Genomic DNA, 17,225 nt, shown 5'->3' with positions numbered 1-17,225 from the left:
ACTCCCTCTCCCGTCGGGAGGGGGGAAAATAACTTACCGCCAGGCCCATTCATGACTACCGAAATTCGTGCGCTTTATACCCGGCTTCCGGCCATTGACCGCTTACTCCGCGACCCCGCTTTTTCCTCCCTGCTGGCGCAGCACGGCCATTCGCAGGTGGTGACGCAGCTGCGCCAGATGCTGGACGAGGCGCGGGAACAGATCCGCCAGTGTCAGACACTGCCTGACTGGAGCCATGACTGGCTGCACGCCTGTGAGCAGCGGCTCACCGCCGGCCAGCGGAGCGCCCTGCGTCCGGTGTTTAATCTCACCGGTACGGTATTGCATACCAATCTGGGGCGCGCCATCCAGGCGGAGTCGGCCGTGGAGGCGGTTGCCAGCGCGATGCGCGCGCCGGTGACGCTCGAATATGATCTCGACGACGCCGGGCGCGGCCATCGCGATCGCGCCATTGCCGATCTGCTGTGCCAGATCACCGGCGCGGAAGATGCCTGTATCGTGAACAACAACGCGGCGGCCGTTCTGCTGATGCTGGCGGCCACCGCCAGCGGCCGCGAAGTGGTGGTTTCCCGCGGCGAACTGGTGGAGATCGGCGGCGCATTTCGCATTCCTGATGTGATGCGTCAGGCGGGTTGTCAGCTGCACGAAGTGGGTACCACCAACCGCACCCATGCCAAAGATTATCGCCAGGCGGTGAATGACAATACCGCGCTGCTGATGAAGGTCCACACCAGCAACTACAGCATTGAGGGCTTTACCAAAGCCGTCGACGAAGCGGAGCTGGCGGCCATTGGTCGCGAACTGGATGTTCCGGTGGTAGCCGACCTGGGCAGCGGGTCGCTGGTGGATCTCAGTCAGTATGGCCTGCCAAAGGAGCCGATGCCGCAGGAGATGATCGCCGCCGGGGTGAGCCTGGTCAGTTTCTCCGGCGACAAGCTGCTCGGTGGCCCGCAGGCCGGGATTATCGTCGGCAAACGCGCGCTGATTGCCCAGCTGCAAAGCCACCCGCTGAAGCGGGCCCTGCGCGCCGATAAAATGACCCTCGCGGCGCTGGAGGCTACGCTGCGCCTCTATCAGCACCCGGAGGCGCTGAGGGAGAAATTGCCGACGCTGCGCCTGCTCACCCGTCCGGCGGAGGAGATCCGCCGGCTGGCTGAACGCCTGCAGCCTGACCTGGCGGCACACTATGCTGATTTTGCCGTCAGCGTGGCAGCCTGCCAGTCGCAGATTGGCAGCGGCTCGTTACCCGTCGACCGCCTGCCCAGCGCGGCGTTGACCTTTACCCCGCATGACGGCCGCGGTAGCCGGCTGGAGGCGCTGGCGGCCCGCTGGCGCGCGCTGCCGTGTCCGGTGATTGGCCGCATTTATGACGGTCGGCTCTGGCTGGACCTGCGCTGTCTGGAAGATGAAACCCGCTTTATGGAGATGTTGTTACGATGATTATTGCCACCGCTGGACATGTTGACCACGGCAAAACGACGCTGCTGCAGGCGATAACCGGCGTGAATGCCGATCGTTTGCCGGAAGAGAAAGCGCGGGGAATGACGATCGATCTCGGCTATGCCTACTGGCCGCAGCCGGACGGGCGGGTGCTGGGATTTATTGACGTTCCCGGGCACGAAAAGTTTTTGTCCAACATGCTGGCGGGGGTGGGGGGTATTGACCATGCGCTGCTGGTGGTGGCCTGCGATGACGGGGTGATGGCGCAAACCCGCGAACACCTGGCGATCCTGCAGTTGACCGGAAAGCCGACGCTGACCGTGGCGCTGACCAAAACGGACCGCGTGGCGGCCGCCAGGGTGGCGGAGGTTCAGGCTGAGGTCGAGCAGACCCTGGGCGAGCTGGGCTTTGACGCCGTCGCTTTCTTTCCCACCGCGGCGGCGGAAAACATCGGTATTGCGGAACTGCGCAGCCATCTGCTGCAGCTTGCGGAGCGCCCCCGCCCGCAGCAGCAGCGGTTTCGCCTGGCGCTGGATCGCGCTTTTACCGTCAAAGGCGCGGGGCTGGTGGTCACCGGGACGGCGCTCTCCGGCGAAGTACGGGTCGGGGATACCCTGTGGCTTACCGGCGTCAACACGCCGATGCGCGTCCGCGGCCTGCATGCCCAGAATCAAGCGGTTGAGCAGGCGCACGCCGGACAGCGCATTGCGCTGAATATTGTCGGCGATGCGCAAAAAGAGGCCGTGCACCGCGGCGACTGGCTGCTCTCCTCACCACCGCCGGAGCCAGCAGAACGGGTGATTGTCGAGCTGCAGTGCCATACGCCGCTCAGCCAGTGGCAGCCGCTGCATATTCACCATGCTGCCAGCCACATTACCGGCCGGGTGTCGCTTCTTGAGGGCAACCTGGCGGAGCTGGTGCTGGATACTCCGCTGTGGCTGGCGGATAACGACCGGCTGGTGCTCCGCGATATCTCTGCTCGCTTGACGCTGGCGGGCGCACGGGTGGTGACGCTGGATCCTCCGCGTCGCGGCAAACGTAAACCGGAATATCTGCAGTGGCTGCACGCCCTGGCAGCGGTCGGCGCTGACGATGCGCAGGCGCTGGAGTTACATCTGCAGCGGGATGCCGTCCGGCTTGAGCACTTCGCCTGGGCGCGGCAGCTCAGCGAAGCCGGAATGGCGGCCCTGATCCAGCGACCGGACTATCTGCAGGCCGGACAGCGCCTGCTTAGCGCGCCGCTTGCCGCCCGCTGGCAGCGAAAATTGCTGGATGCCCTTGCGCGCTACCATGAGCAGCATCGAGACGAGCCGGGCCCTGGCCGGGAGCGCCTGCGCCGCATCGCGCTGCCGATGGAAGATGAAGCGCTGGTGCTGCTGCTGATTGAGCAGATGCGCGAGAGCGGCTTAGTCCACAGCCATCACGGCTGGCTGCATTTGCCGGAGCATAAAGCCGGGTTTACCGACGAGCAGCAGGCGGTCTGGCATAAGGTGGAGACTCTGTTCGGCGACGATCCGTGGTGGGTGCGCGATCTTGCGCGCGAAGTCCATGTTGAAGAGTCACTGATGCGCGCGGTGCTGCGCCAGGCGGCGCAGCAGGGGATGATTACTGCGATCGTCAAGGATCGTTACTACCGCAACGATCGCATTGTGCAGTTCGCCCAGCGGGTGCGCGAGCTGGATCGGCTGCGCGGTTCAACCTGCGCGGCGGATTTCCGCGATACCTTAAACGTAGGGCGGAAGCTGGCGATCCAGATCCTGGAGTATTTCGATCGGATTGGCTTCACCCGCCGTCGCGGCAACGATCATATCCTGCGCGATAAGGCATTGTTCCGGTAATCATTAACGTCGGCTCCCCGGCGGACTTCGTGCCGGGGAGCTGGCGAAAAGAACTTGTTAAAACCACTACGTGAGACCGCCGAAGCAATTTCGCGTGAGCTGGGTTTCACGGTGCGTGAAGCGTCAGGCAAATGACCACATCCTGCAGGCCATCTGACAAAAAACAGCGCTGATTCCATTCAGGATCAAAGCGCGGGCAGGGACTATTCTGGCACCCTGCGGTTTTATCCCCAGGGAGCAGAGGATGAACCAGTTTCTTATTGCCAATGCCCAGCGGTGCATCGGCTGTCGTACCTGCGAAGTGGCCTGCGCGGTGGCGCACCAGCAGGCGCAGGATGTCGCCGCCCTGTCGACGAACCATTTCGCGCCGCGTATCCGGGTGGTGAAAAGCGGTGACATATCGACGGCGATGGCCTGTCGGCAGTGCGAGGATGCGCCCTGCGCCAGCGTTTGCCCACAGGGGGCGATTCAGCGCGACAATGACGTCTGGTGGGTCGACCAGCGGCGCTGCATCGGCTGCAAAAGCTGCATGGTGGCCTGCCCGTACGGCGCGATGACCGTTACGGTAATGAACCAGCAGGCGCAGGCGTTGAAATGCGATCTATGCCATCACCGCGCCGAAGGACCGGCCTGCGTGGCCGCCTGCCCGACGCAGGCGCTGCGGGTGATGGTTCCCGCAGAGCTGGAAGCGCTATGCGCGCAAAAACGCCAGCGGCTGGCGCTGGCATGAATGGGGTCGCTGACGAACGTTACCCGCCCGCGGCGTCCGAGACTATGCTTCCTGTTCGCGCCAGGCAAATTCTACCTCTTCGGCGAGGATTTTCACTCCGGCTTCGATTTTTTGCGGGTCCGGTACATAGTTCATGCGCATACACTGGTGGGTGTGCGGCCACGGTTTATCCAGACCAGGGAAGAAGTAATCCCCCGGCACCATCAGCACGCCGCGCTTTTTCAGCCGCTGATACAGCAGCTCGGTGGAGATCGGCAGATCCTTAAACCACAGCCAGAGGAAGATTGCCCCCTCCGGTTTGTGAATAAGGCAGCGCTCCTCCGGCAGATAGCGGCGAATAATGGCGATGGTTTCCTGCACCCGCTGGTAATAGAAGGGCTTGATCACCGTCTCTGACAGGCGCAGCAGATCCTGTCGTTTAATCATTTCGCACATCATTGCCGGCCCGATGCCGCCAGGGGCGAGGCTGATAATGCCGTTCATGTTGCTGATGGCGGTGATGATTTTTTCGTTGGCGATGATAATCCCGCAGCGGCTGCCCGGCAGGCCCAGCTTGGACAGGCTCATACACAGCACGATGTTCGGATTCCACAGCGGTCGGGCGTCGCTAAAGATAATGCCCGGGAACGGCACGCCGTAGGCGTTATCAATCACCAGCGGGACCCCGTGCTGATTCGCCAGCGCATCCAGTTTGATCAGCTCTTCATCAGTGATGACGTTGCCGGTCGGGTTGGTGGGGCGCGAGACGCAGATCATCCCGGTCTCTTCCGTCACCTGCAGATGCTCAAAATCAACATGGTACTTAAACTGGCCTTCCGGCAGCAGTTCGATGTTCGGCCGGGTGGCAACGAACAGATCCTCTTCCAGACCGGCATCGGCGTAGCCGATATATTCCGGCGTCAGTGGGAACAGTACCTTACGGGTGGTGCCATCTGCCCGACGGCCTGCAAACAGATTAAATAAGTAGAAAAATGCGCTCTGACTGCCGTTTGTTAGCGCAATATTCTGTGGTTCGATCTCCCAGCCCAGCTCGTCGCGCAGCATATTCGCCAGCAGAGCCAGCAGCTCGCTTTTGCCCTGTGGACCATCATAATTACAAAGCGCATCAAGGGCTTTGCCATTATCCAGCATGTCGGCCAGCAGCTGCTGGAAGTAGTCATTCATTTCCGGGATCTGAGCGGGGTTGCCGCCGCCCAGCATAATAGCGCCCGGCGTGCGCAGACCGTCATTAAGGTCTTCCATCAAGCGGGTGATGCCTGAATGACGGGTGAATTTGTCGCCGAAAAGGGAAAATGTCATCGCGAATAGTCTATCGGTGGTTCTGGAAAGTGGCTAACCATAACGCCAGCGCTGGCGTGGTGCAAATCGGCGGGAGGAGGCGGGTTTTTATCTTTATCCTGTATATTGCTATTTTGTTAGCATTTTGTTCTAAATGGTGGCTCCCCGCAGGGCGGAGAGCCACATGTGGATTACTGCTGCTGGCCGGCCCAGATGACCATCACTTTGTCTTCACCGCTCTCACGCACGAACCCGTAACCACGCGACATCGACAGCGTTGTCTGTTTGCCCATGCCGATTGCCGGATGGCGAGCGCGGAACTGGCCGATCTTCTGCCAGTGGGTAACGCTGCGGGCCGCCTTGCCGTTGACATCCTGCCAGTTCATCTCCGAGCGGGTACCCTGCAGCGGGTCCGAGCCGGTGGGGCCGAACGGGCGCGATGATTCGTCGCCATAGAAAATCTGCACGGCGCCAGGGGCCAGCAGCAGTAGCTCCGCCGCGGTGGTGCCGCCTTCGCGGAACAGCCGCGTATCGTGCGAGGAGAGGTAGCTCAGGACGTTAAAGCTCTGCAGCTTGTCCGCCATTTGCTGCCAGGTGAGGTCAATATTGGCCATACAGGTCGCCGCTTTCGCCGCCTGGTCCTGGTAGTCGAAATTGATCATCGCATCAAAACCGTGGCGATAATAATCGCTCTGCATCACTCCATGTCCCCAGGCTTCGCCAGTCATCCAGAACGGCGCCGCATCCAGCGCTTTATCCGGATTGGCTTTCTTCCACTCCGCCAGCGCGGCGGTGGCCTGGGTTTTTAACTGCTGCCAGGCGTCCATCTCCACATGTTTGGCGGTATCGACGCGGAAGCCATCGATGCCGTAGTCACGTACCCACTGGCTCAGCCAGTGTGTCAGATAGTCGCGCGGCGTATAGCCCGGGATCGCTTTCGCTGCGGTGTCTGGTTTATGGCTATAGAAGTTCGGCAGGCCTGAGACCTCCTTCGATTCGGTTTTCAGGTCCGGCAGGAAGGCCAGCGACATGGTGAGATCGTCATAGCCCGGATTGTCGTAATCGCCGATATCGGTGCGGATCCACTTCTTACCCCACCATTTCTCCCACCCGGCTTTGTCGCTGAAGTTGATATAGTCGTTAAAGCTGTGCCAGGTCTGTCCCGCGCCCGGCTTCCAGTCCGTCCAGCGCTCGCCGAGAGTTTTTTTCAGCTCATCTCCTTGCAGATACAGGGAGCCGAACTGGAACTCCTGCATGTCGGCCAGGGTAGCGTAGCCGGCATGGTTCATCACCACGTCGAACAGAATACGTATTCCGCGCTTATGCGCTTCATCCACCAGTCGGCGGAGATCCGCTTCGGTCCCCATGTTGGCGTCCAGTTTCGACCAGTCCTGGGTGTAATAGCCGTGATAAGCGTAGTGAGGGAAATCGCCCTTCGTGCCGCCGCCGACCCAGCCGTGGATCTGCTCGAGCGGGGAGCTGATCCACAGGGCGTTAACTCCCATCTGCTGCAGATAATCCAGCTTGCTGGTTAATCCCTGCAGGTCGCCGCCGTGGAAGGTGCCGATCTCCTGCATGCCGTCTTTATGGCGACCATAGCTGTTGTCGTTGGCCGGGTTACCGTTTACGAAGCGATCGGTCAGGACGAAGTAGACGGTGGCATTGTGCCAGTCAAACGGCGCCGGGGCGGCCGTCTCGGCGCGCTCAAGCAGCAGCAGGCCATTGCTGCCGAAGGCGGGCTGCAGGGTGATTTTGCCGCCGCTGACGGTCGCGACATTGCCGCTGTAGAAATCGCGGACCTTGCTGCCCTCGGCGAAGGTTTTGCTGACGTCGATGGTCAGAGGTTTTCCGTCCCACTTCGGACACTGGCGGATCTGCGGCGCCGCGGCGCTGGTCTCTTTTTCCTCCAGCGAAATCATCATCGTTGGCGTGCCGGAACGGGTATCCACCTCCAGGGTATACAGACCCTGGCGGAAGATGCGCCATTGCGGCGGTGTGCCGCGACAGGGCTCCATGGACAGCATCTGGTTGAGCTTAATGCCGCCGGAAGGCTGCCAGCACTGCTGGTCAAAATTTAGCTGCAGGGGACGTGTACCCTTCTCAACCACTTTCTGGCTGATGAATCGGCCGGTCCCTTCTTCGGTAAAAGCAGGAAAGTCGGTGGTAGTCCAGGCGGCAAAGGCCATCCCAGGCACGAATAACGTGGCAAGCGCAGCGAGTTTCATTGCGAGATCCTGTGAGCGGTTTTTATCTAGTGTGCCTTGTCGCCGCGCGGGTGAACTCCTCCTGACGCGCGTTTTACCAGGAGGATGAAAAGGGGTGAGTGACACCGCTCAAAAAATAGGCTAAAAATGAGACGAAGCTAGCATTTTCGCGCTGGCGATGCGCCGCAGAAACCGATTTCAGATGACAGCAATTAGGAATTGGACTATTTCTGTTGATGCCCTCAGTGCGTATTTTTGATACTATTAGCGATTCAGCTATCGTTTTTTTGTGAAAAACAAGGTGTTGGAATGCATATATCCGACCAGGAGACCTGATGATATCGAATCCCATACGACGATATGGGGCCGCCATACTTATGTTACTAACCTGCATCTTTTCAGGTAGTGTGTTGGCGACAACGCACACAGCGACAAAGAGTCATAAAGCCCCAACGGTAAAGAAGATAAGTAGTACTAAGGTAAGCAGTAAACAAGAGTATTCTCGCAATAGTGTAAAGAGCAGTTCACTTCCTGACTTGCGAAAATACCCTTCCGGAACACCAAGGAAAAAAGCGTTTCTCCGGACGGTCATGCCTTATATTACCAAGCAGAATCAGGCGATTACTGCGGATCGTAACTGGCTTATTTCCAAGCAGTACGATGCTCGCTGGTCACCGACTGAGAAGGTGCGCCTGAAGGATATCGCTTCCCGTTATAAGGTGAAGTGGTCAGGCAATACGCGTCATGTGCCCTGGAACGCGCTGCTTGAGCGTGTCGACATTATTCCGAACAGCATGGTGGCGACCATGGCGGCGGCGGAAAGTGGCTGGGGTACCTCCAGGCTGGCGCGCGAGAATAACAACCTGTTCGGCATGAAGTGCGGCGCCGGTCGCTGCCGCGGCGCGATGAAAGGTTACTCGCAGTTTGAGTCGGTAGAGCAGTCGGTGCAGGCTTACGTAACAAACCTGAACACCCACCCGGCCTATTCTTCTTTCCGCAAGTCGCGCCTGCAGCTGCGCAAGGCGGATCAGGAAGTAACCGCCAGCACCATGATTCATAAGCTGAAGGGGTATTCGACCAAAGGGTCGAGCTACAACAACTATCTCTTCGCGATGTATCAGGACAATCAGCGGCTCATCGCCGCCCATCTGTAATCCGGATGCCCGGCCTTGTCGCCGGGCATTTTTTACCCTACAGCATCACCTCGCTGTGCCGATCGCGGTACTCCTTCGGCGTCACGTCGTACTCCTTCTTAAACACCGAATAGAAATATTGCAGCGACGGATAGCCGCACATCTGCGAAATCTCATTGATCGACAGACTAGTGGACACCAGCAGGCTGCGCGCCTTTTCCAGTTTTTCGCTGTGGATCACCGTGTGGATGGTCTCCCCGACCTCCTCTTTGAAGCGTTTTTCCAGATTAGAGCGAGAGATGCCCACGGCGTCGAGCACCTGTTCCACCTTGATGCCTTTGCAGGCATTGTTGCGAATGTAATGCATCGCCTGTATCACGGAGGGATCGTTTAACGACCGGTAGTCGGTGGAGCGTCGCTCAACGACGCGCATCGGCGGGATCAGCTGGCGCTGCAGCGGGAGGGCCTCGTTATTCAACAGCCGGTGGAGTAATTTTGCCGCCTGATAACCCATCTGGCGGGTGCCCTGGGCGACAGAGGAGAGGGCGACGCGAGAGAGATAGCGGGTTAGCTCCTCGTTATCGATGCCGATAACGCACAGTTTCTCTGGCACCGGGATATGCAGCAGCTCGCAGGCCTGCAGGACGTGGCGGGCACGGGCGTCGGTGACGGCGATGATGCCGGTTTGCGGCGGCAGGGTTTGCAGCCAGTCGGCGAGCCGGTTTTGCGCGTGCTGCCAGTTCTCCGGCGCTGTCTCCAGCCCCTGGTAGACCACGCCGCGATACTTCTCCTTCGCGACCAGCTGGCAGAAGGCATACTCGCGCTCTACCGCCCAGCGTTTACCGCTGGAGGCGGGGAGTCCGTAAAACGCGAAGCGGTGCACCCCTTTTTCCTTTAAATGGAGAAAAGCGCTTTCCACCAGCGCGGCGTTGTCGGTGGCGATATAGTGGACCGGCGGGTACTGCTCTGGCTGATGATAAGATCCGCCGACGCCGACGATGGGCACGTGGACATCGGCCAGCAGCTTTTCGATTTCGGGATCGTCATAGTCGGCGATGACGCCATCGCCCAACCACTCTTTGATGTTTTCGATGCGTGCCCGAAAGTCCTCTTCAATAAAGATATCCCACTCCAACTGGGAGGCCTGCAGATACTCGCCGACACCTTCAACTACCTGGCGGTCATAAGCTTTGTTGGCGTTAAATAACAGCGTAATACGGTGACGCTTTTCAAACATAGATAATGTTCCTGCTCTAACCCCGGTCATACCCCTTCATTCAAGATGTTGCCGATGGCCTGACTTACCACTCATCCCGGCCACGTACGCCGGTACGCGGCCGGGGGCGCCGTCTGCAACCCGAATGATGTTGGGTATACACTACCGGCTAATGCCCGAGATATTTCAAGCGCCTTATGGCGAAGTTTGGCGGTAGCGCAAAGAATTCAGACATTCTTCAGAGAGTCTCTCCTTATGCGCGCCGCTTGGTGGCAGAGTCCATCCACACCGCCAGCAGCAAAATGGCGCCTTTAACGATATATTGCCAGAAGGTGGCGACGTCCATCATGCTCATGCCGTTATCCAGGGCCGACATAATAAACGCCCCCATTACCGCCCCGGCGACGCTGCCGATGCCGCCCGCCAGGCTGGTGCCGCCGATGACGCAGGCGGCGATGGCGTCCAGTTCGGCGATATTGCCCGCCGAAGGCGACCCCGCGCCGAGCCGTGAGCTGAGGATTAGCCCGGCAATGGCGACCATCAGGCCGTTAATGGCAAACACCGCCAGCTTGGTACGCTCGACGTTAATCCCGGACAGACGGGCCGCCTCCAGGTTGCCGCCGATGGCGTAGATGCGGCGACCAAAGGCGGTGCGGGTGGCCATAAACAGGCCCGCCAGCAGCAGGGCGGCGAGGATCAGCACCGGGGTCGGTACGCCGCGATAGTCATTGAGCAGCCAGATTGCGCCCAGCACAATCACCGCGGTAATGGCCTGGCGGCCGACGGCGGCGGTGGAGGACGAGGTCGCCAGACCTAACGCCTGCCGGCGCATCCGCCCGCGCCACTGCCAGACGATAAACACCGCCATGCCGACAACGCCGATGCCGAAGCCGATGCCGTCTGGCAGGTAGCTTTGGCCGATCTGCGACATCGCCGGACTGGTGGGCGAGACGGTGGTCCCGTTGGTGATGCCGATCAGAATGCCGCGAAACGCCAGCATCCCGGCAAGGGTGACGATAAACGAGGGCACCTTGCGATAGGCTACCCACCATCCGTTCCACGCGCCGAGCAGCAGGCCCATCACCAGCGTCACCAGAATGGTGAGCGGCAGCGGCCAGCCGAGCCAGACGTCAAAGATCGCCGCAGCGCCGCCCAGCAGCCCCATCATCGAGCCAACGGACAAGTCGATTTCTGCCGAAATAATCACAAACACCATGCCGACGGCGAGGATGCCGGTGATGGCCGTCTGCCGCAGCAGGTTGGAGATATTGCGTGCGCTCAGGTAGGCGCCATCGGTAACCCAGGTGAAAAACAGCATAATGACGACGATGGCGGCGATCATCACGAAGACCTGGAGATTCAGCCCTTTTAGCGCCGGCAGGGCCGCGGGGGCGGTTGGGGTGAGTTTGATTTCAGACGACGTGTTCTTCGACATGGCGTTCGCTCCTCAGCGCGGCTTCCATCACCTGTTCCTGGGTCAGATGTTGATTAACCAAATTGGCTTTTAGTCTGCCTTCGTGCATGACCAGCACCCGATCGCTGAGACCGAGCACCTCGGGCAGTTCGGATGAAATGACAATGACCGCGATGCCCTGCTGCACCAGCTGGTTAATCAGTTTATAAATTTCATACTTCGCCCCGATATCGATGCCACGGGTGGGTTCGTCGAGGATCAGAATGCGCGGATTGAGCAGCAGACAGCGCGCCAGAATCGCCTTTTGCTGGTTGCCGCCGCTCAGACGGCCAATCGCCAACTCCGGCGAGGAGGTTTTAATTTTCAAACGCTGAATGGACTGCTGAATGCAGTGCTGCTCGGCGGCGTCGTCCAGGCTACTCATTGCGCCGGTGAACTGGTTGAGCGCCGCGAGGGTAATGTTTTTGCCCACCGCCATCACCGGCACGATGCCGTCTTTTTTGCGGTCTTCCGGCACCATGGCGATGCCGTGGGCAATGGCCTGCTGGCAGTTAGAGATGCTCACCGGCTGGCCATCAATAAAGATCTCCCCTTGCCAGCGCCCCGGCCAGACGCCGAACAGGCACTGTACCGCCTCGGTACGTCCGGCGCCGACCAGCCCGGCGATGCCGAGGATTTCTCCGCGACGCAGGGAAAATGAGACGTCATTGACCCGTTTAATATGGCGGTTTACCGGGTGCCAGGCGGTTAAATGTTCAACCCGCAGGATCTCCTCGCCGTGGGCGTGCGGCTCGCTGGGATAGAGCGCGGTGAGCTCGCGGCCGACCATCATGGTGATGATATCGTCTTCGCTCATGCCGCTGGCATCGCGGGTGCCGATGTGCTGGCCGTCGCGGATCACGCAGATCGTATCGGAGATCGCTTTGACCTCATTGAGCTTATGCGAGATATAGATGCAGGCGATATCGTGGTTTTGCAGATCGCGAACGATCGCCAGCAGCGTCGCGGTTTCTTGTTCGGTTAAGGAGGCGGTCGGTTCGTCGAGGATCAGCAGGCGAACCTGTTTATTCAGCGCCTTGGCGATCTCCACCAACTGCTGCTGACCAAGGCCGAGGTCGCCGACGCGGGTATCGGGGGAAATGGGCAGATTGACCTGCGCCAACAGCTTCTGACAGCGCAGCGTCATGGTTTCATAATCCAGCAGACCATGGCGGGATATCTCGGCGCCGAGGAAAATATTCTCCAGCACGGTGAGATGTTTCACCAGCGCCAGCTCCTGATGAATAATGGCGATGCCTTTGCGTTCGGTATCGCGAATATGGTTTGCCTGCAGCGTTTCGCCGGCAAAAATAATCTCGCCCTCATAGCTTCCGTGCGGATAGATACCGCACAGCACCTTCATCAGCGTCGATTTCCCCGACCCATTTTCACCGCATAACGAGACCACCTCGCCTGCGTTCAGGCGCAGGCTGACGTTATCCACGGCTTTAACAGCGCCGAAGGTTTTGGTGATGTTCTTCATTTCGAGTAGCCAGGTCATAAAGACTCCGCAACAGTGATATCCGGCGGGATGAAAATGACGCCCCGCAGCGGGGCGTCAGCCATTACAGTTCACTCTTTTTATGGAAACCGTCTTTAATCACCGTGGCGTCGATATTCTCTTTATTTACCTCAATTGGCGTTAACAGGCGCGAAGGGACGTCTTTTAAGCCGTTATTCAGCGTGGTATCGGCCTTCGGCTGCTTATCGTTACCCAGCTCAACGGCGATTTCAGCGGCGTTGGTGGCCAGGGTGGTAATCGGTTTATAGACGGTCATCGTCTGGGTACCGGAAATAATGCGCTTCACGCCCGCCAGGTCGGCATCCTGACCGGAGATCGCCACTTTGCCGGCCAGCCCCTGGGCGGTTAAGGCCTGGATGGCGCCGCCGGCGGTGGCGTCATTGGAGGCGACCACGGCATCGATCTTGTTATTATTCGCCGTTAGCGCGTTTTCCATTATTTTCAGCGCGTTCTCCGGCAGCCAGCCGTCAACCCACTGATCGCCGACAATCTTAATTTTGCCATCATCGACATACGGCTTGAGAACCTTCATCTGTCCGGCGCGGAACAGTTTAGCGTTATTATCCACCGGCGAACCGCCCATCAGGAAATAATTACCCTGCGGCACTTTGTCGACCAGACTTTGCGCCTGCATTTCACCAACTTTTTCATTATCGAAAGATATATAGAAATCAATGTCGGCATTATTAATCATACGGTCATAGGCCAGGACTTTAATACCTTCCTGCTTGGCTTCTTTAATAACGTTACTGAGTACCTGGCCGTTATAAGGAATAATGACTAACACATCGACGCCGCGGTTGATCATGTTTTCAATTTGCGACATCTGCGTTTCTTCATTGCCATTAGCGGACTGGACAAAAACTTTGGCGCCTAAGGATTCCGCTTTATTGACGAAAATATCACGGTCTTTCTGCCAGCGCTCCAGACGCAGATCGTCGATGGCCATGCCAATCTTCACTTCTTTCGCCATCCCCGCCATGCTGGCGAGCAGGAGGGAGCTGGCGCAAAGCGTAAGGCAAAGGTTCTTTATCTTCATAATAACGATACCTTTTTTGTAAGGGTAGGTAAGCCGAACGGAAAATAATGTTTGATACATGAGGTTGCGGATACGTTACAGATTCTTAACGCGGAAAGCAGGGCTGGCAATTACCGGTTCTTATTTTGCCGTTATGAAATTTCGTTTAATGTGCAAATTATGACGGCGATCGTATTTTATTCATGCACGCTCTTATTATTGCACTGGACTGTCTCTGACAAAGCGGCGCAACGGTGACTGGATATTATTTTTGCGAGCTGGCGCACGTTTGTGGATTCTCTCAATGGCGGTGTGAAATAACGTAATTGAGGAAAATGAAAGCGAAATTCTATATTGGCTTAAACCCGTCATACTTCAAGTTGTAGGTGGGTTGGTGACATTCGTTGCTCCGCCCCCGGTTACCGGGGACTCGCGCTCCTGCCGCCTTCCTGCAACTCGAATTATTTAGGGTATCTGATTGGTTATTCGCCGCATCTCTGAATATGGAGTTCTCTATGCAGACCTATTTCGATCAACTCGATCGCGTTCGTTACGAAGGCCCGAAATCCACTAACCCGCTGGCTTTCCGTCATTACAACCCGGATGAACTGGTGCTGGGCAAACGGATGGAAGATCATCTGCGTTTTGCGGCCTGTTACTGGCACACCTTCTGCTGGAATGGCGCCGATATGTTTGGCGTGGGCTCCTTTGATCGTCCCTGGCAGCAGCCTGGCGACGCCCTGGAGATGGCCAAACGCAAAGCCGATGTGGCGTTCGAATTCTTCCATAAACTCAACGTGCCTTACTACTGCTTCCACGACGTTGACGTCTCGCCGGAAGGCGCTTCGCTCAAGGAGTACAGCAATAACTTCGCCCGGATGGTCGAGGTGCTGGCTGAGAAACAGCAGCAGAGCGGCGTGAAGCTTCTGTGGGGGACCGCAAACTGCTTTACCAACCCGCGCTACGGCGCCGGCGCGGCCACCAACCCGGATCCGGAAGTATTTAGCTGGGCGGCCACCCAGGTGGTCACCGCCATGAATGCCACCCATCAACTGGGCGGTGAAAACTATGTGCTGTGGGGCGGTCGCGAGGGCTATGAAACCCTGCTGAATACCGACCTGCGCCAGGAGCGTGAGCAGATTGGCCGCTTTATGCAGCTGGTGGTGGAGCATAAGCATAAAATCGGCTTTAAAGGCACGCTGCTGATTGAGCCCAAACCGCAGGAGCCGACCAAGCATCAGTATGACTATGATGCCTCTACCGTTTACGGCTTCCTCAAACAGTTTGGTCTGGAAAAAGAGATTAAACTGAATATTGAAGCTAACCATGCCACGCTCGCCGGCCATTCGTTCCATCATGAAATTGCGACGGCCATTGCGCTGGGGCTGTTCGGCTCCGTTGACGCCAACCGCGGCGATCCGCAGCTGGGCTGGGATACCGACCAGTTCCCGAACAGCGTCGAAGAGAACGCGCTGGTGATGTATGAAATCCTCAAAGCGGGCGGCTTCACCACCGGCGGGCTCAACTTTGATGCGAAAGTGCGCCGGCAGAGCACCGACAAATACGATCTGTTCTATGGTCATATTGGCGCGATGGATACCATGGCGCTATCGCTGAAGGTCGCGGCGCGGATGATTGAGGACGGCGAACTGGATAAGCGCGTGGCCAGACGCTACGCCGGCTGGAACGGTGAGCTGGGGCAGCAGATCCTTAACGGGCAGATGACCCTGAGCGATATTGCCCAGTATGCCGCTCAGCATCAGCTGGCGCCGCAGCATCGCAGCGGCCAGCAGGAACAACTGGAAAACCTGGTCAACCATTATCTGTTTGACAAGTAATCATACGGCGGCGCCCGGGGTGACCGGCGCCGCAACCAGGATGCTCTGTTCGCGCCACGCTCAGCCGTGGCGCGCGTTTAAGGAGAGGGAGTATGTATATCGGCATCGATCTGGGGACGTCGGGCGTCAAAGCCATTCTGCTCAATGAGCAGGGTGAGGTAGTGGCATCGCATACCGAAAAACTCACCGTCTCGCGTCCGCATCCGCTGTGGTCGGAGCAAGATCCCGAACAGTGGTGGCTGGCGACGGACACGGCGATGAAAGCCCTGGGCGCGCAGCATAGCCTGCGCGACGTGAAGGCGCTGGGCATTGCCGGGCAGATGCACGGCGCCACCCTACTGGATAAATCGTTACAGGTGTTGCGTCCGGCCATTTTATGGAATGACGGCCGCTGCGCCGAAGAGTGCCAGCTGCTGGAAGACAAAGTCAGCGCTTCCCGGCAGATCACCGGCAACCTGATGATGCCGGGCTTTACGGCGCCGAAGCTCTTATGGGTACAGCGCCACGAGGCGGCAGTGTTCAGCCAGGTCGATAAAGTGCTGCTGCCCAAGGATTATCTGCGCCTGCGCATGACCGGCGAGCTCGCCAGCGATATGTCTGACGCCGCCGGCACGATGTGGCTGGACGTCGCCCGGCGCGACTGGAGCGACGAGATGCTCGCCGCCTGCGATCTCAGTCGGGATGCGATGCCGGCGCTGTTCGAAGGCAGCGACGTCACCGGGCAACTGCGACCTGAGGTGGCGCAGGCGTGGAATATGCCGCCGGCGCTGGTGGTGGGCGGCGGGGGCGACAACGCCGCGGGCGCGGTCGGGGTCGGCATGGCCGATGCCGGTCAGGCGATGCTGTCGCTGGGTACGTCAGGCGTCTACTTCGCCGTCAGTGAAGGGTTTCTTAGCAAACCCGAAAGCGCGGTGCACAGCTTCTGCCATGCCCTGCCGGGCCGCTGGCATTTGATGTCGGTGATGCTCAGCGCGGCCTCCTGTCTGGACTGGGCGGCAAAATTAACCGGTCTCGCCAGCGTGCCGGCGCTGATCGCGGCGGCGCAGACGGCGGATGAAAGCGCCGGTCCGGTGTGGTTCCTGCCCTATCTGTCTGGCGAACGCACGCCGCACAACAACCCGCAGGCTAAGGGCGTCTTTTTTGGCCTGACGCATCAGCATGGGCCGGCAGAGCTGGCGCGGGCGGTGCTGGAGGGGGTGGGCTATGCGCTGGCGGATGGTATGGACGTGGTGCACGCCTGCGGCATCAAGCCGCAGAGCATCACGCTTATCGGCGGCGGGGCGCGCAGCGCTTACTGGCGGCAAATGCTGGCGGATATCAGCGGCCTGCAGCTCGATTACCGTACCGGGGGCGATGTCGGCCCGGCGCTGGGGGCGGCCAGGCTGGCGCAGCTGGCGGTTCACGACGAGGCAGACCGCCCCGGGCTGCTGAAGCCGCTGCCGCTTGAACAAGCCCATCGCCCGGACGATCGCCGTGTGGCCCACTATGCGCCGCAGCGGGAAACCTTCCGCCAGATTTATCAGCAACTGAAACCGCTGATGTCTTAGCCTCAGTC

At 59.0% G+C, this 17,225-nt stretch carries 12 protein-coding genes; 6 read left to right on the top strand and 6 right to left on the bottom strand.

Features of this window, described 5'->3' with window-relative positions:
- The first annotated feature begins 51 nt into the window (after window positions 1–51).
- From KPHS_50980 to KPHS_50960, 3 genes are all read left to right on the top strand, one after another.
- Window positions 52–1,440, top strand: coding sequence for a selenocysteine synthase (locus KPHS_50980; RefSeq protein YP_005229398.1), 1,389 nt, complete (start codon window positions 52–54; stop codon window positions 1,438–1,440).
- Window positions 1,437–3,278: a selenocysteinyl-tRNA-specific translation factor gene (locus tag KPHS_50970; protein YP_005229397.1), complete on the top strand. Its 1,842-nt coding sequence runs from the start codon at window positions 1,437–1,439 to the stop codon at window positions 3,276–3,278. The genes KPHS_50980 and KPHS_50970 overlap by 4 nt, the downstream gene beginning before the upstream one ends.
- 244 nt (window positions 3,279–3,522) lie before the next feature.
- Entirely contained in the window at window positions 3,523–4,008 is a 486-nt protein-coding gene (locus KPHS_50960) for a putative electron transport protein Fe-S center (RefSeq protein ID YP_005229396.1), read from the top strand.
- Window positions 4,009–4,050: 42 nt separating this feature from the next.
- On the opposite strand, the gene KPHS_50950 is transcribed toward KPHS_50960, so the two are convergent.
- Both KPHS_50950 and KPHS_50940 read right to left on the bottom strand, forming a co-directional pair.
- Window positions 4,051–5,307: a valine--pyruvate transaminase gene (locus KPHS_50950; protein ID YP_005229395.1), complete on the bottom strand. Its 1,257-nt coding sequence runs from the start codon at window positions 5,305–5,307 to the stop codon at window positions 4,051–4,053.
- A gap of 170 nt (window positions 5,308–5,477) precedes the next feature.
- Window positions 5,478–7,511 carry a maltohexaose-producing amylase gene (locus KPHS_50940; protein ID YP_005229394.1) on the bottom strand — a complete coding sequence of 678 codons (2,034 nt, stop codon included), beginning with the start codon at window positions 7,509–7,511 and terminating at the stop codon, window positions 5,478–5,480.
- A 569-nt stretch (window positions 7,512–8,080) separates the two neighbouring features.
- On the opposite strand from KPHS_50940, the gene KPHS_50930 reads away from it, so the two are divergent.
- Window positions 8,081–8,644 (top strand): mannosyl-glycoprotein endo-beta-N-acetylglucosamidase, encoded by a 564-nt coding sequence (locus KPHS_50930; RefSeq protein ID YP_005229393.1) that lies wholly within the window; start codon window positions 8,081–8,083, stop codon window positions 8,642–8,644.
- A gap of 37 nt (window positions 8,645–8,681) precedes the next feature.
- On the opposite strand, the gene KPHS_50920 is transcribed toward KPHS_50930, so the two are convergent.
- The 4 genes from KPHS_50920 to KPHS_50890 all read right to left on the bottom strand — a co-directional run bounded on the left by KPHS_50920 (window position 8,682) and on the right by KPHS_50890 (window position 13,913).
- Entirely contained in the window at window positions 8,682–9,860 is a 1,179-nt protein-coding gene (locus KPHS_50920) for a putative xyl operon regulator (protein ID YP_005229392.1), read from the bottom strand.
- Window positions 9,861–10,092: 232 nt separating this feature from the next.
- Entirely contained in the window at window positions 10,093–11,274 is a 1,182-nt protein-coding gene (locus KPHS_50910) for a D-xylose transport permease ABC transporter permease (RefSeq protein ID YP_005229391.1), read from the bottom strand.
- Window positions 11,252–12,793: a D-xylose transport system ATP-binding component gene (locus KPHS_50900; protein ID YP_005229390.1), complete on the bottom strand. Its 1,542-nt coding sequence runs from the start codon at window positions 12,791–12,793 to the stop codon at window positions 11,252–11,254. The genes KPHS_50910 and KPHS_50900 overlap by 23 nt, the downstream gene beginning before the upstream one ends.
- A 64-nt stretch (window positions 12,794–12,857) precedes the next feature.
- Window positions 12,858–13,913 carry a D-xylose ABC superfamily ATP binding cassette transporter, binding protein gene (locus tag KPHS_50890; RefSeq protein YP_005229389.1) on the bottom strand — a complete coding sequence of 352 codons (1,056 nt, stop codon included), beginning with the start codon at window positions 13,911–13,913 and terminating at the stop codon, window positions 12,858–12,860.
- A 434-nt stretch (window positions 13,914–14,347) separates the two neighbouring features.
- On the opposite strand from KPHS_50890, the gene KPHS_50880 reads away from it, so the two are divergent.
- Both KPHS_50880 and KPHS_50870 read left to right on the top strand, forming a co-directional pair.
- Complete coding sequence (locus KPHS_50880; protein ID YP_005229388.1) at window positions 14,348–15,670, top strand: xylose isomerase; 1,323 nt, start codon at window positions 14,348–14,350, stop codon at window positions 15,668–15,670.
- A gap of 92 nt (window positions 15,671–15,762) precedes the next feature.
- The gene (locus KPHS_50870; protein ID YP_005229387.1) at window positions 15,763–17,217 is read left to right on the top strand and encodes a xylulokinase; all 1,455 of its coding nucleotides are present in this window, start codon (window positions 15,763–15,765) and stop codon (window positions 17,215–17,217) included.
- Window positions 17,218–17,225 lie beyond the last annotated feature (8 nt).

Source organism: Klebsiella pneumoniae subsp. pneumoniae HS11286, from assembly GCF_000240185.1.
Lineage (GTDB): Bacteria > Pseudomonadota > Gammaproteobacteria > Enterobacterales > Enterobacteriaceae > Klebsiella > Klebsiella pneumoniae.
The sequence above is the reverse complement of the archived record's forward strand: the minus strand, read 5'-3'. Positions and strand labels throughout refer to the sequence as shown.